Source organism: Micromonospora sp. WMMD735, assembly GCF_049178995.1.
GTDB lineage: Bacteria > Actinomycetota > Actinomycetes > Mycobacteriales > Micromonosporaceae > Micromonospora > Micromonospora wenchangensis.
The window spans coordinates 6781518-6796155 of the sequence record NZ_JBMHMJ010000002.1; the positions used below are offsets into that span (position 1 = coordinate 6781518).

11 protein-coding genes are annotated in these 14638 nt (G+C 74.0%); 9 read left to right on the plus strand and 2 right to left on the minus strand.

Annotated features, from left to right (window positions below; genetic code table 11):
- The first annotated feature begins 570 nt into the window (after positions 1-570).
- The 6 genes from nrdR to ACN268_RS29775 all read left to right on the plus strand — a co-directional run bounded on the left by nrdR (position 571) and on the right by ACN268_RS29775 (position 7848).
- Positions 571-1059: a transcriptional regulator NrdR gene (nrdR, locus tag ACN268_RS29750; RefSeq protein WP_363656466.1), complete on the plus strand. Its 489-nt coding sequence runs from the start codon at positions 571-573 to the stop codon at positions 1057-1059.
- An 80-nt stretch (positions 1060-1139) separates the two neighbouring features.
- Entirely contained in the window at positions 1140-4028 is a 2889-nt protein-coding gene (locus ACN268_RS29755) for a vitamin B12-dependent ribonucleotide reductase (protein ID WP_421486337.1), read from the plus strand.
- A 187-nt stretch (positions 4029-4215) separates the two neighbouring features.
- Positions 4216-5157: a DUF2332 family protein gene (locus tag ACN268_RS29760; RefSeq protein WP_421486338.1), complete on the plus strand. Its 942-nt coding sequence runs from the start codon at positions 4216-4218 to the stop codon at positions 5155-5157.
- Between the two features lie 220 nt (positions 5158-5377).
- Entirely contained in the window at positions 5378-6880 is a 1503-nt protein-coding gene (locus ACN268_RS29765) for an alpha/beta fold hydrolase (protein WP_421486340.1), read from the plus strand.
- 27 nt (positions 6881-6907) lie between these two features.
- Positions 6908-7150 carry a DUF5522 domain-containing protein gene (locus ACN268_RS29770; RefSeq protein WP_421486342.1) on the plus strand — a complete coding sequence of 81 codons (243 nt, stop codon included), beginning with the start codon at positions 6908-6910 and terminating at the stop codon, positions 7148-7150.
- A gap of 146 nt (positions 7151-7296) precedes the next feature.
- Positions 7297-7848 carry a hypothetical protein gene (locus tag ACN268_RS29775; RefSeq protein ID WP_421486344.1) on the plus strand — a complete coding sequence of 184 codons (552 nt, stop codon included), beginning with the start codon at positions 7297-7299 and terminating at the stop codon, positions 7846-7848.
- Positions 7849-7903: 55 nt separating this feature from the next.
- Here ACN268_RS29775 and ACN268_RS29780 read toward each other — a convergent pair whose 3' ends face one another.
- Positions 7904-8590, minus strand: a complete 687-nt coding sequence (locus ACN268_RS29780; protein ID WP_088646456.1) for a metal-dependent transcriptional regulator — start codon at positions 8588-8590, stop codon at positions 7904-7906.
- Positions 8591-8687: 97 nt separating this feature from the next.
- Here ACN268_RS29780 and ACN268_RS29785 point away from each other — a divergent pair, with 97 nt between their 5' ends.
- Genes ACN268_RS29785 through ACN268_RS29795 form a run of 3 tightly spaced genes read left to right on the plus strand, consistent with a single transcriptional unit; the run spans position 8688 to position 13342 of the window.
- Positions 8688-9545 carry a sulfurtransferase gene (locus ACN268_RS29785; RefSeq protein WP_421486346.1) on the plus strand — a complete coding sequence of 286 codons (858 nt, stop codon included), beginning with the start codon at positions 8688-8690 and terminating at the stop codon, positions 9543-9545.
- Between the two features lie 48 nt (positions 9546-9593).
- Positions 9594-10775, plus strand: coding sequence for an acetoin utilization protein AcuC (locus tag ACN268_RS29790; RefSeq protein WP_421486347.1), 1182 nt, complete (start codon positions 9594-9596; stop codon positions 10773-10775).
- A 23-nt stretch (positions 10776-10798) separates the two neighbouring features.
- Positions 10799-13342, plus strand: coding sequence for a GNAT family N-acetyltransferase (locus ACN268_RS29795; protein WP_421486348.1), 2544 nt, complete (start codon positions 10799-10801; stop codon positions 13340-13342).
- Between the two features lie 82 nt (positions 13343-13424).
- Here ACN268_RS29795 and sigB read toward each other — a convergent pair whose 3' ends face one another.
- On the minus strand, positions 13425-14441 hold the full coding sequence (sigB, locus tag ACN268_RS29800) for an RNA polymerase sigma factor SigB (protein WP_377687505.1): 1017 nt from the start codon (positions 14439-14441) through the stop codon (positions 13425-13427).
- Positions 14442-14638 lie beyond the last annotated feature (197 nt).

The following is a 14638-nucleotide window of genomic DNA, read 5'->3' on the forward strand; positions in this document are numbered from 1 at the left end:
CTGGTCGGCGCTGGGTGCCTTGGCGGCTCGTGGTGCGTGCGGGGTGTCGCGGTGCCGGACCGACGTGGTGCGCCGTGCCCGGTCGTTCATGACCGTATAGGTGAGATCGGTCATTTTCAAACATCTGTACGACGCAACTCGGCGTGTCGGGTGGAAATCCTGGCCTTTCGTACGTCTGTTCTGGTAGATGGTACGTCCCCGGCGGGCCGGCGTCCGGCGGGTCGTCGGCCGGGTCGCGTCCTCCGTCCGGGGGGCCTGTCTGGACGGCCGGTAACCTCCCGTGGGCCCCGTCGGTTGCACCCAGCGTGCCCCCGGGACGGCGGGTCGCCGCCGGTGGTCGGAGGTGACGCGCCGGACACGCCGGCAACTTGACCCGACCCCCTCGGCGGCCTACGGTCGACCCCTAGATGTAGTAGTCACACGGGCGTAAGTTGCCCACAGGTTGGGTTCGACTACCCACCGCACTCCCGTATCGTCGACCACGGCGACGGCCGGCGAAGCCGGCTCCGCCGGGCCGACGCGTGCCCGGAGGTGGGCGGGCGGGCCCCGGTCGATCAAGGAGGTCAGGCGATGCGGTGCCCGTACTGCCGGCACGCCGACTCCCGGGTGGTCGACTCCCGTGAGGCCGACGACGGTCAGCTCATCCGGCGTCGGCGTTCCTGCCCGGAGTGCGGCAAGCGGTTCACCACCGTCGAGGAGGCCGTGCTCGCGGTGGTCAAGCGCAGCGGCGTGACCGAGCCGTTCAGCCGGACCAAGATCATCGGCGGAGTGCGCAAGGCGTGCCAGGGGCGACCGGTCGACGAGGACTCGATCGCCCTGCTGGCCCAGAAGGTCGAGGAGACCGTCCGGGCCAAGGGCGCGGCCGAGTTGCCGAGCCACGACGTGGGACTGGCGATCCTGGGCCCGCTGCGCGACCTGGACGAGGTGGCCTACCTGCGCTTCGCCAGCGTCTACCGCTCGTTCGACTCGCTTGCCGACTTCGAACGCGAGATCGAGACGCTGCGGGCCGCCGCACAGGCCCGCGCCGACGCGGCCGGGACCGCCGACCGTACCGACTGAGTCTTTTCCGACAGCAACGACCTGGATTCTGACAGTGACGACGCGTGGCGGGTGGCCGCGCAGACGAGGGGGCCGATGAGATGGCGGGGGACGGCGTGACAACAAGCCGGTCGCGGGCGGCGAAGAACGGCGCGGTGACCGGGCTCAAGGTGCAGCGGGTCTGGACGACCGAGGGCGTGCACCCGTACGACGAGGTGGCGTGGGAGCGCCGCGACGTCGTCATGACCAACTGGCGCGACGGCTCGATCAACTTCGAGCAGCGCGGGGTGGAGTTCCCCGAGTCCTGGAGCGTCAACGCGGCCAACATCGTGACCACCAAGTACTTCCGGGGCGCGGTGGGGACCCCGCAGCGCGAGTGGTCGCTCAAGCAGCTCATCGACCGGGTGGTCAGCACCTACCGGACCGCCGGTGAGCAGCACGGCTACTTCGCCGCTCCCGGCGACGCCGAGGTCTTCGCGCACGAGCTGACCTGGATGCTGCTGCACCAGGTGTTCAGCTTCAACTCGCCGGTCTGGTTCAACGTCGGCACGCCGTCGCCGCAGCAGGTCAGCGCCTGCTTCATCCTCTCGGTCGACGACTCGATGGACTCCATCCTTGACTGGTACAAGGAGGAGGGGCGGATCTTCCAGGGCGGCTCCGGCGCCGGGGTCAACCTCTCCCGTATCCGGTCCTCGAAGGAACTGCTCTCCTCCGGCGGCACCGCCTCCGGCCCGGTCAGCTTCATGCGCGGCGCGGACGCCTCCGCCGGCACCATCAAGTCCGGCGGCGCCACCCGGCGCGCGGCCAAGATGGTCATCCTCGACGTGGACCACCCGGACATCGAGGAGTTCGTGGCGACCAAGGCGCGGGAGGAGGACAAGATCCGCGCGCTGCGGGACGCCGGCTTCGACATGGACCTGGGCGGTGCCGACATCGTCAGCGTCCAGTACCAGAACGCCAACAACTCCGTCCGGGTTTCCGACGAGTTCATGTCGGCGGTGGAGAACAACGGCCACTTCGACCTGCGCGGCCGGCTCGACGGGCAGACCATCGAGACGATCGACGCCAAGAAGCTGTTCCGCACCATCTCCCAGGCCGCCTGGGAGTGCGCCGACCCCGGCCTGCAGTACGACGACACCATCAACGACTGGCACACCTGCCCGGAAACCGGCCGGATCACCGCGTCGAACCCGTGCTCGGAGTACCTGCACCTGGACAACTCCTCGTGCAACCTGGCCTCGCTCAACCTGATGAAGTTCCTCCGCGCCGACGGCGGCTTCGAGGTGGAGAAGTTCGTCAGGTCGGTCGAGTTCGTCATCACCGCGATGGACATCTCGATCTGCTTCGCCGACTTCCCGACCGAGAAGATCGGCGAGACCACCCGTGCCTACCGGCAGCTGGGCATCGGCTACGCCAACCTCGGCGCGCTGCTGATGGCCTCCGGCCTGCCGTACGACTCGGAGCAGGGCCGGTCGGTGGCCGCGGCGATCACCTCGCTGATGACCGGCACGGCGTACCGCCGTTCGGCCGAGCTGGCCGGCATCGTCGGCGCGTACGACGGCTACGCCCGTAACGCCGAGCCGCACAAGCGGGTCATGCGCAAGCACGCCGCCGCCAACGACGCCATCAAGCCGGCCGGCACCGTGGCCACCGCGATCCAGCGCGAGGCCACCCGGCAGTGGACCGAGGGCAACAAGGTCGGCGACCGCAACGGCTGGCGCAACGCGCAGGCCAGCGTGCTCGCCCCGACCGGCACCATCGGCCTGATGATGGACTGCGACACCACGGGCGTCGAGCCCGACCTGGCGCTGGTGAAGTTCAAGAAGCTGGTCGGTGGCGGCTCGATGCAGATCGTCAACCAGACCGTGCCGCGCGCCCTGCGCAGCCTCGGCTACCCGGAGGAGCAGGTCGAGGCGATCGTCGAGCACATCGCCGACCACGGACACGTGGTGGACGCCCCCGGCCTCAAGCCGGAGCACTACCCGGTCTTCGACTGCGCGATGGGCGAGCGGTCGATCGCCCCGATGGGGCACGTGCGGATGATGGCGGCCGTCCAGCCGTTCATCTCCGGGGCCATCTCCAAGACGGTCAACATGCCGGAGCAGGCCACCGTCGCCGACGTCGAGAAGATCTACTTCGAGGGCTGGAAGCTCGGCCTGAAGGCGCTGGCGATCTACCGGGACAACTGCAAGGTGGGCCAGCCGCTGTCGGTGGCCAAGCCCGGCAAGGGCGCGGCCGAGACGGCGACTCCGGCCGCCGAGGTCGAGAAGACCGTGGAGAAGGTCGTCGAGTACCGCCCGGTGCGCAAGCGGCTGCCGAAGAAGCGCCCCTCGCAGACGGTCTCCTTCTCGGTCGGCGGCGCGGAGGGCTACCTCACCGCCTCGTCCTACCCGGACGACGGCCTCGGCGAGGTCTTCCTCAAGATGTCCAAGCAGGGCTCCACCCTGGCCGGGGTGATGGACGCCTTCTCGGTGGCGATCTCCATCGGCCTGCAGTACGGCGTCCCGCTGGAGACGTACGTCAGCAAGTTCACCAACATGCGCTTCGAGCCGGCGGGCATGACCGACGACCCGGACGTGCGGATGGCCGCCTCGGTGATGGACTACATCTTCCGTCGCCTGGCGCTGGACTTCCTGCCCTACGAGCGCCGTGCCGAGCTGGGCATCTTCACCGCCAAGGAGCGGGCCGCGCAGTTGCGGGCCGAGGCCGACGCGGAGGCCGCCGGCACGGACCTGACGGCGATGGCGTCCTCCGCCCCGGTCGAGGCGGCCGAGCCGAAGACCGGCCCGGTGGCCCAGCCGGCCCAGGAGCTGGCCGAGGTGGCCGCCATCAAGCCGGCGCCCGCCGTGGGCTCCTCCACCGAGCTGCTGGAGGCCGTGATCGGCAAGGCCGCCGACGCGCCGCTCTGCTTCACCTGCGGTACGAAGATGCGCCCGGCCGGTAGCTGCTACGTCTGCGAGGGCTGCGGCTCCACCAGCGGTTGCAGCTGACGTACGAGGGCCGGCACCCGACGGGTGCCGGCCCTCCCGCGTCCCGTCCGCATGATCGACCCCGGTGGGGCGAGGTAGCGGCATCGGTCCCACCCGGACACCGCCACCTCGCTCCCGTTGCGCGGATCACGCCGACGGCGGCGCACCGGGGACCCCGCCGGGCGGGCGCGGCGGGAATGATCGGGGCATGACCACCGCCGACCGGTACGTCGAGTTCGCCACCCGGGAGGCGCACGGCGTCTCCCCGGCCTACGAACGGCTGGCCCACGCGGTCGCCCGCGACGACGAGCTGCTCGCCCTGCTGGACGACCTGCCGCCGGCCAAGCGGCAGCCGCAACTGCTCCTCGGCGTGGTCCGCTGGCTCGGTGGCCCGGTCGACGACCCGGCCGCCTTCCGCGCCCACACCCTGGCGCACTGGCCCGCCGTCCGGGCCGCGATGCTCACCCGGGCGGTGCAGACCAACGAGGCCGGCCGCTGCGCGGCGCTGCTGCCGGTGCTGGCCGCCCTGCCGCAGCCACTGGCGCTGCTGGAGATCGGGGCGTCCGCCGGCCTCTGCCTCTACCCCGACCGGTACGCCTACCGCTACGGCGACCACCTGCTCGGCGCCGGCGACCCGGTCCTCGACTGCACGCTGACCGGGACCGGGCCGCCGACCACCCGTCCCGAGGTGGTGTGGCGGGCCGGCCTCGACCTGAACCCGCTCGACGTCACCGACCCGGCCGACGTGGGCTGGCTCGACGCGTTGATCTGGCCGGAGCACACCCATCGCAGGGCCCGGTTGCGGGCGGCAGCGGCGGTGGCCGCCGCCGACCCACCGGAACTGGTGCGGGGCGACCTGGTGGACGACCTGCCGGCGCTGGCTGCGCGGGCACCGGTCGGCGCGACGCTGGTGGTCCTGCACACCTCCGTGCTCTACCAGGTGCCGCCGCCACGCCGGGAGGCCTTCGTCGCACTGGCCGCCGCCCTGCCCGGCCACCGGGTGTCCGCCGAGGCGGCCGACGTGCTCGGCTGGGACGTGGACGCGCTGCCGCCCCCGCCCGACGGGACGCTGCACAACGTGCTCGCCCTCGACGGGACGCCGCTGGCCTGGATGCGTTCGCACGGCCAGGAGGCGCACTGGTTCGGCTGACCCCGGGCGACCGGGCGACCGGGCGGCCAGTTGGCTGGGCGGCCAGTCGGCCAGGCGGCCAGGCGGCCAGGCGGCCAGGCGGCCAGGCGGTCGAGCGTCGGGTGACCCGCCCGATCCGGCGGGGACGTGACGCGGGCCATGACGTTCCGTGAGTGTTACGGGACAGCGGATGAGATCGATCATCATTAGGCTGAGGTGCCGACGACTCCGGTGAGGTGTCATGGCGAAGCCGTCGCTGCCCCGTCCCGCCCTGCTCAGCCGCGCCCGGTCGACGCCGTCGGTCCGGTGGATCGCCGCCGGCGTCGCTCCGCTCGGCTGGGGCCTGCTGGTCGGCTGGTGGACCCCGCGTGGTCCCGGCACCAGTGCCGAGGCCCTGACGTCGATCCTGGTCAGCCTGGCGGTCGGCGGGCTCGCCGGCTGGGCGGGCCGGTCCCGTGGGGCGATGTTCGCGGCTCCGGTGCTCTTCGCGCTCGCCGTCGAGCTGGTCCGCTGGCCGCTGCGGGGGCCGACCGTCGACGCCCCGCACCTGAGCGGTTTCGGTGTCGGCGCGCTGCTGCTGGGCCGGGGCGTACACGGACTGCTGTCCCTGCTGCCGTTGCTGGTCGGCGCGGCGTACGGGGCGGGCCTGGCGCGACGGGCCGCCCCGACGGCGGGTCGCCGTCCGGTGTGGACCTGGCTGGGGCGGGCCGGGGCGGGCCTGCTCACCGCGGTGGTCGCCCTGGTGACGGTCGCGGTGGCGCTGCCGGCCGCGACGGCCGCCGTACCGGGTGGGATCGCCGAGCTGACCACGGTGCGCGGCGGTGGCGACCGGGAGCTGGGGGTGCTGCTGCGGGGCGCCGACCGGCAGGCCCCGGTGCTGATCTTCCTGCCCGGCGGGCCGGGCAGCTCCGAGGTGGGGGCGGTCCGGCGGCACCTCGCCGGGCTGGAGCGGCAGTTCGTGGTGGCCACCGTGGACCGGCGGGGCGCGGCACGGTCGTGGGCGGCGTTCGCGCCCTCCTCGTCGTTGACCCTCGACAGCGAGGTCGCCGATCTGCTCGCCGTCGCCGACCGGCTGCGGCAGCGCTTCGGCCGACCGGACGTCTACCTGGTGGCGCACTCCGGGGGGACGCTGGTCGCCGCCGTCGCCGTGCAGCGCCGGCCGGAGCTGTTCCGGGCCTACGTCGGGGTCGGGCAGGCGGTCGACCTACGGGAAGCCGACCGCAGTCAGTACACCGACACCGTCGCCTGGGCGGGCCGTACCGGACGGGCCGATCTGGTGCGGCAGCTGACCGAGCTGGGGCCGCCGCCGTATCCGGACATGTACCACTACGAGCCGCTGCTGGCCAACGAGGCCGCCGCCTTCGACTTCGACCGTACCGGCAACCACGAGGGCCGGGGCGGGACGGGGGAGAACCTCGGCGTCGCCGAGTACACCCTGCTGGAGAAGGCGCACGTGCTCGGCGGCGGTCTGGACGGCTGGGACGTGCTCTACCCGAAGGTCCAGCAGGTCGACCTGCGTGTCCGGGTGCGGCAGCTCGCGGTGCCTGTCTACCTGGTCGACGGCGCGCACGAGGTGCCGGGCCGGTTGACCCTGACCAGCCAGTGGTACGCCCAACTCGACGCCCCGCACAAGGAGCACCTGGTGCTGGACGCCGCCGGTCACCGCTCGCTCTACCAACGGCCCGGCCCGTTCGTCGACCTGCTGACCCGGGTCCGCGCCGAGACCGCCGGCCCGGGGCGGTGAACCCGCCCGGTCCGTAGACTCCTCGTGGTGAGTGGCGAACGACGTCCGCTGGCGGACCGGCCGCTGACCGAGCCGCACCCGTCCCGGCTGCCGCCGGAGCACCCCGACCGGGCACGGATCCTGACCGCACACGCCGCTGCGCTCGCCGCCGGGGACGCCGGCTATCCCGACCCGGCCACCGGCCTGTTCGTCCTCACCGCCGGTTTCCTGGCCCGGCGCGGCACCTGCTGCGGGCGTGGCTGCCGGCACTGCCCGTACGTCGACGACTAGCGCACCGCCGTCGGCTCCACTGCGGACCCTGCGCGACCTGACCCGGTCCGGACAGGAGGGGCGGGTCTTCCGTCCGGCAACCCCAACCCGTACGGTTTCCGACGGACACCGGCGGGTTTCCCGCCGACGATCACGGAGGTGTGCCCGTGCACGGGCGGATCTGGCTGGCCGGCGTGGGCGTGCTGCTGACCACGGGCTGTGGTGCGTCGGAGGTCGAGCCGGTGCCGCTGCCGACCGGGGAACCGGCCACCGTGCAGGTGGGGGCCGCCTCGTCAGGTGGGGCGTGCCGGCTGCTCGACTTCGCGGTCATCGAGGAACACACCGGGGCCCGCTTCGACGTGGCCGCCGCCAGCGAGCGCGGTGACACCCGCACCTGCGTGGTGCGGGCCACCGACGCCACCTGGCCGGAGCTGACCCTGACGGTCACCGACACCTCGATCGACGTGCCGACCTTCACCGCCGACGTGCTGCCCGCCGGGGCCAAGAAGGTGTCGGAACTGGGCCAGGCCGCCTACCGCCGGACCGGCGCGAAGACCGCGAAGCGTGGCCCGACGGCCGAGGTGGGCTGGCTCGCCACCGAGGACCGGCTGGCCACGCTCCGCTGGACCTGCCGACCGGACGAGGACCGGGCGACCGCCGGCGAGGTCGCCGGCCACCTCGCCGACCTGGCCAGGACGCTCGACACCAGGTCGTTGTGACGGCCGGTCGCGGTGACGGCCGGTCACGGTGACGGCCGGGCTGCCGCCGGGGCGGTCAGTGGGCGGCGACGAAGACCCGCGAGGCGACCTCGCGGGGCAGCCGGACCCGTTCGCCGGAGCGGTCGATGAACACCCCGTCGCGTTCCTGGGCGACGGTGACCGTGGCACCCGGGTCCACCCCGGCGGCGTGCAGTTGCCGCAGCACGTCGGCGTCGGTCTGTACGCTCTCGCAGATCCGCCGGACCACCACCTGCCCGGTCAGCCCCGGGAAGGCGAGGTTGCGTTCACCCTCGACCGGCTCGCTGGCCCCGGCCTGCGGCGGACCCAGCTCCTCAAGCCCCGGGATCGGGTTGCCGTACGGCGAGCGGGTGGGACGGTTGAGCAGGTCGTACACCCGCTTCTCCACCGCGTCGCTCATCACGTGCTCCCACCGGCAGGCCTCCTCGTGGGCCTCCTCGTAGGGCATCCCGATCACGTTGACCAGCAGCAGCTCGGCCAGCCGGTGCTTGCGCATCACCGACACGGCGCTGCCCCGGCCCAGCTCGGTGAGCGCCAGGTGCCGGTCGCCCTCGACGGTGAGCAGCCCGTCGCGTTCCATCCGGGCCACGGTCTGGCTGACGGTCGGCCCGCTCTGCCGTAACCGCTCGGCGATCCGGGCACGCAACGGCGGCACGCCCTCCTCTTCGAGTTCGAGGATGGTGCGCAGGTACATCTCGGTCGTGTCGACCAGGTCATGCTTCACGTCAGCGGCCTCCCGGTGGTCGATGCTACCCCGGCGCGCGAAGATCGACCTGCGCCGAAACGCGAGGTCGCTGCACCGATGGTGTTGACTGGACGTCATGTCCGGTACCGATGACCCCCTGATCGAGCCGGACCGGCTCGCCGCCGAGCTGGCCCGGCCCGACGCACCGACCCTGCTGGACGTCCGCTGGCGGCTGGCCGGCCCGCCGGGCCGGGACGACTACGTCGCCGGGCACCTGCCCGGCGCAGTCTTCGTCGACCTGGACGCCGACCTGTGCGGTCCGCCCGGCGCGGCGGGCCGGCACCCGCTGCCCGACCCGGCCGCCCTCCAGGCCGCGCTGCGGGCCGCCGGTGTGCGTACCGGTCACCCCGTGGTGGTGTACGACGGCGGCGACGGCCTGGCCGCCGCCCGCGCCTGGTGGACGCTGCGCTGGGCGGGGCACCGGCCGGTCCGGGTGCTGGCGGGCGGCTGGCCGGCCTGGTGTGCCGCCGGACTGCCGCAGACGGTCGAGGTGCCCACCGTCACGCCCGGTGACGTGACCGTCCGGCCGGGCGCGCTGCCGGTGCTGGACGCCGACGCGGCGGCGGCCCTCGCGGCGGCCGACGACGGGGTGCTGATCGACGTGCGGGCCGCGCCCCGCTACCGGGGCGAGACCGAGCCGATCGACCCGGTCGCCGGACACGTGCCGGGCGCGGTCAACCTGCCCGCCCCCGGGTACGTCACCGAGGGACGCTACCCGGCGGCCGACGTGCTGCGGGACCGGTTCGCCGCGGTCGGGGTGCGCGCCGACGGCCCGGTGGGGGCGTACTGCGGGTCCGGGGTGACCGCCGCGCAGGCGGTGCTGGCCCTGCACCTGGCGGGGCGGCCGGACGCCGCGCTCTATGTCGGATCGTGGAGCGGATGGGTCGCCGACTCGTCCCGCCCGGTGGCGACCGGCCCGACACCCGGCGGCTGACCTGCACGTGTAGTGGGCGGGCGGTGACCGTCGTGCGACGATGGCCCCATGTCGGACGACACGCTGGTGGTGTGGGACGAGTCCCTGCTCGACTACGACATGGGGGAGCATCCGCTGGACCCGGTCCGGGTCGAGCTGACCGTGGCGCTGGCCCGGGAGTTGGGCGTGCTCGACCGGCCCGGCGTGCGGCTGGTGGAGCCCGAGCCGGCCGACGACGCGACGCTGACCCGGGTGCACCGGCCCGACTATCTGGACGCGGTCCGGGCCGCGCCGCGCGATCCGCTCTTCGCCGGGTACGGACTGGGCACCTCGGACAATCCGGTCTTCGCCGGGATGCACGAGTCCAGCGCGCTGATCGCGGGGGCGAGCGTGACCGCCGCCGAGGCGGTCTGGCGGGGCGAGGCCCGCCGCGCGGTCAACGTGGCCGGTGGGCTGCACCACGCGATGCCCGACCGGGCCGCCGGGTTCTGCGTCTACAACGACCCGGCGGTGGCCATCGCCCGCCTGCTCGACCTCGGTGCCGAGCGGGTCGCCTACGTCGACGTGGACGTGCACCACGGCGACGGCGTGCAGGAGGTCTTCTACCACGACCCCCGGGTGCTGACGGTGAGCCTGCACGAGACCCCGCTCGCGCTCTTCCCCGGCACCGGGTTCCCCGACGAGACCGGTGGGCCGGGGGCGCAGGGCAGCGCGGTCAACGTGCCGCTTCCGCCGGGCACCGACGACGCCGGGTGGCAGCGGGCCTTCCACGCGGTCGTGCCGTCGGTGCTGCGCGCGTTCCGGCCGCAGATCCTGGTCACCCAGTGCGGGGCCGACGGGCACCGGATGGACCCGCTGGCCGACCTGCACCTGTCGGTGGACGGGCAGCGCGCCACCTACCTGGCGTTGCGGGCCCTCGCCGACGAGTTGTGCGACGGCCGCTGGGTGGCCACCGGCGGCGGCGGGTACGCCCTGGTGGAGGTGGTCCCCCGGGCCTGGACGCACCTGCTGGCGGTGGCCACCGGTGACCCGCTCGACCCGGCCACCCTCACCCCGCCCGGCTGGTGCACGCTGGCCGCCCACCGGCGACCCGGCCATGACGTGCCGCTGCGGATGACCGACGACGTCGACCCGGAACACCGGCCGTGGCAGCCGACCGGGGAGCCGAACTCGGTGGACCGGGCCGTGGCGGCCACCCGCAAGGCGGTGTTCCCGCTGCTCGGGCTGGACCCGTACGACCCGCGCGACTGAGCCGGGAACCTGGGGAGGGACCGGTGACCACTGTCGACCAACCGGTGGACGTGCTGCTCAGCGACGGCAGCACCGTCGGACTGCGACCGATCCGGCCGCAGGACGCCCCGGAGATCGTCGCCATGCACGGGCGGTTCTCGGAACGCACCCGCTACCTGCGCTACTTCTCGCCGTACCCGCGCATCCCGGAACGGGACCTGCACCGCTTCGTCACCGTCGACCACCGGGACCGGGAGGCGTTCGTGGTGCTGGCCGGCGACCGGATCGTTGCCGTCGGCCGGTACGAGCGGCTCGGGCCGGCGGCCCCCGAGGCCGAGGTGGCGTTCGTGGTGGAGGACGCCTACCAGGGCCGGGGGATCGGTTCGGTGCTGCTGGAGCACCTGGCCGACGCCGCCCGCCGGGCCGGCATCGCGCACTTCGTCGCCGAGGTGCTGCCCACCAACGGGGCGATGCTGCGGGTCTTCGCCGACTTCGGCTACCAGGTGCAACGCCAGTTCGCCGACGGGGTGGTGCACCTGACCTTCCCGATCGCGCCGACCGAGGCGACCCTGGCGGTGCAGCGTGGCCGGGAACACCGCACCGAGGCGCGGTCCATCGCCCGGCTGCTCGCCCCACGCGGGGTGGCCGTCTACGGGGCCAGCGCCACCGGTCAGGGCGTCGGCGCGGCGCTGCTCGGGCACCTGCGTGACGGCGGCTACCCGGGGGCGATCGTGCCGGTGCACCCGGGGGCGCGCACGGTGGCGGGGCTGCCCGCGTACCCGTCGGCGGCCGACGCGGGGGTGGCGGTCGACCTCGCGGTCGTCGCGGTGCCCCCCGAGGCGGCGGCCGGGGTGGTGGCCGACGCCGCCGCGGCCGGCGCGCACGGCCTGGTGGTCATCTCCGCCGGCTTCGCCGAGGCCGGGCCGGCGGGCGCGGCCGCCCAGCGGTCCCTGGTCCGGGCGGCGCACGCCGCCGGCATGCGGGTCGTCGGCCCGAACTGTCTGGGGGTGGCGAACACCGACGAGCGGGTACGCCTCAACGCCACCCTGGCCCCGGTGCTGCCGGCCCCCGGCCGGGTGGGTTTCTTCAGCCAGTCCGGCGCGTTCGGGGTGGCGCTGCTGGCCGAGGCGCAGCGGCGCGGGCTGGGTCTGTCGAGTTTCGTGTCGGCCGGCAACCGGGCCGACGTGTCCGGCAACGACCTGCTCCAGTACTGGCAGGACGACCCGGGCACCGACGTGATCCTGCTCTACCTGGAGACCTTCGGCAATCCGCGTAAGTTCGCCCGGCTGGCCCGCCGGATCGGCCGGGCCAAGCCGGTGGTGGCGCTGGCCTCGCTGGCCCGCCCGGCCGGCCCGGCGCTGGACGAGGCGGCCGTCAGCGCGCTGTTCGCCCAGTCCGGGGTGATCCGGGTGGACACCGTCGCCGAACTGCTCGACGTCGGGGTGCTGCTGGCCCACCAGCCGCTGCCCGCCGGGGACCGGGTAGCGGTGGTGGGCAACTCGTCGGCGCTGACCGGGCTGGCCGCCGCCGCCTGCGTCGGGCAGGGCCTCACCGTCGCCGACGGCTACCCGCTCGACGTCGGCCCGCACGCCGGCGTCGCCGAGTTCACCGCCGCGCTGGCCGGGGCCGCCGCCGACGACCGGGTGGACGCGCTGGTGGCGGTCTTCGCCCCGCCGCTGCCGGGGCAGCTCACCGTCGAGGAGGCGGACGTCACCGCCGCCCTGCCGGCGACGCTGGCCGCCGGGAAGCCGACCGTGGCGACGTTCCTCGCCGGGCGGGTGCCGGCGGGGCTGCCCGCGTACCCGAGCGTGGAGGAGGCGGTACGGGCGCTGGGCCGGGTCGGCCGGTACGCCGGGTGGCTGCGGCGGGACCCGGGCACGGTGCCGGAGCTGACCGGGGTGGACCGGGCCGCCGGTCGGGCCGCGTTGCGCGGTGACACCGCCGACCCGGTCGCGCTGCTCGCCGCGTACGGCGTCGAGGTGGTCGGGTCGGTGCCCGCCGGCAGCGTCGACGAGGCGCTCGCCGCCGCCGACCGCTGCGGGTGGCCGGTGGCGTTGAAGGCCGCCGCGCCCGGCCTGCGGCACCGCCTCGACCTGGGTGCCGTCCGCCTCGACCTGGCCGACCCGGTCGCCCTGCGCCGGGCGTACGCGGACCTGGCGGCCGGTTTCGGCGCGCAGGTGCTGGTGCAGCCGATGGTGCCGCCCGGGGTGGCCTGCGTGGTGGAGCTGCGGGAGGACCCGGCGTTCGGGCCGGTGGTCGGTTTCGGGCTGGGGGGCGTCGCCACCGAACTGCTCGGCGACCGGGCCTGGCGGGCGGTGCCGTTGACCGACCGGGACGCGGCCGAACTGGTCGACGAGCCCCGGGCGTCGCCGCTGCTGCGCGGGCACCGGGGAGCCGCCCCGGTGGACCGGGCGGCCCTGGTCGACCTGCTGCTGCGGGTGGGACGGCTGGCCGACGAGCAGCCCCGGGTGCGGACGCTCACCCTCAACCCGGTGCTGGCCCGCCCGGACGGCATCGCGGTGCTGCACGCGGCGGTGGGGGTCGGCACGGCCGGGGCGCGCCCCGACACCGGCCCGCGCCGGCTCTGACCGGGGGTGCCGCCGGCCGGTCACCGCGGAAGGAGGCAGGCCCCCGGCGAACCGCCGGGGGCCTGACCGCGAACCGTCCCGCTCAGCAGGCGTACGCCTCCAGCCGCTGCGCCCGCTCCGGGTCACGCAGCTTGAGCAGGGTGACCTTCTCGATCTGCCGGATGCGCTCCCGGGACAGGCCGAACTCCTTGCCCACCTCGTCGAGGGTGCGCTGCCGGCCGTCGTCGAGGCCGAACCGGAGCCGGATCACCGCCTGCTCCCGCTGGGAGAGGGTGGCGAGCACGATGCGTACCTCGTTGCGCAGTTCGCCGTTGGCGGCGGCGTCACCCGGCTCGGTGCGCGGGTCCACCGAGGCGACGAAGTCACCCAGGGCGCTCTCGCCGTCCTCGCCGACGGCCTGGTCGAGGCTGACCGGCTCCCGGTCGTACGAGATCAGCTCGATGACCTGGAACTCGGGGATCTCCATCGCCCGCGCCACCTCGGACACGATCGGCTCGCGGCCCAGCGTGACCGACAGCTCCCGGCGGACCCGGACCATCCGGTTGACCTGCTCGACCATGTGCACCGGGATGCGGATCGTGCGGGCCTGGTCGGCCATCGCCCGGGTGATCGCCTGCCGGATCCACCAGGTGGCGTACGTGGAGAACTTGTAACCCTTCGCGTAGTCGAACTTCTCGACCGCGCGGATCAGGCCGAGGTTGCCCTCCTGGATGAGGTCGAGGAAGGCCATCCCCCGCCCGGTGTAGCGCTTGGCGATGCTGACCACCAGCCGCAGGTTCGCCTCCAGCAGGTGGTCCTTGGCGGCGCGTCCCTCCCGGGCGATCAGCGCGAGGTCGGCGTGCAGGTCGCCGGAGACGGGGGTGCACGTCGACAGCTTCTCCTCGGCGAACAGCCCGGCCTCGATCCGCCTGGCCAGCTCCACCTCCTGGGCCGCGGTGAGCAGCTTGGTCCGGCCGATGCCGTTGAGGTAGGCCCGGACCAGGTCGGTGGAGACCCCGCGCTCGTCGGTGGCGTCGAGGTCGGTGAGGGCTTCGGTGCCGTGCTCGGCGTCGATGGTGGTGGCCGGGCGCGTCTTGTTATCGATCATCTGCAGGGCCATCTCTGTGTCTCCCCGTGTCCGCTTTCGTGTCGCGTACCGACGCCATCGGCCCCGGTGACGAACAGCTTTCCAACCGGGACGTGAAACGGGGGTGAGGTGATCGGGGAACCGACACCAATCCGGTCGGGTACGGGGTGGGCCGTCGCGGGTCTTGCCAGGTCCGGTTACCGTGCCAGCGGTCGACCATGGTGGCCGGC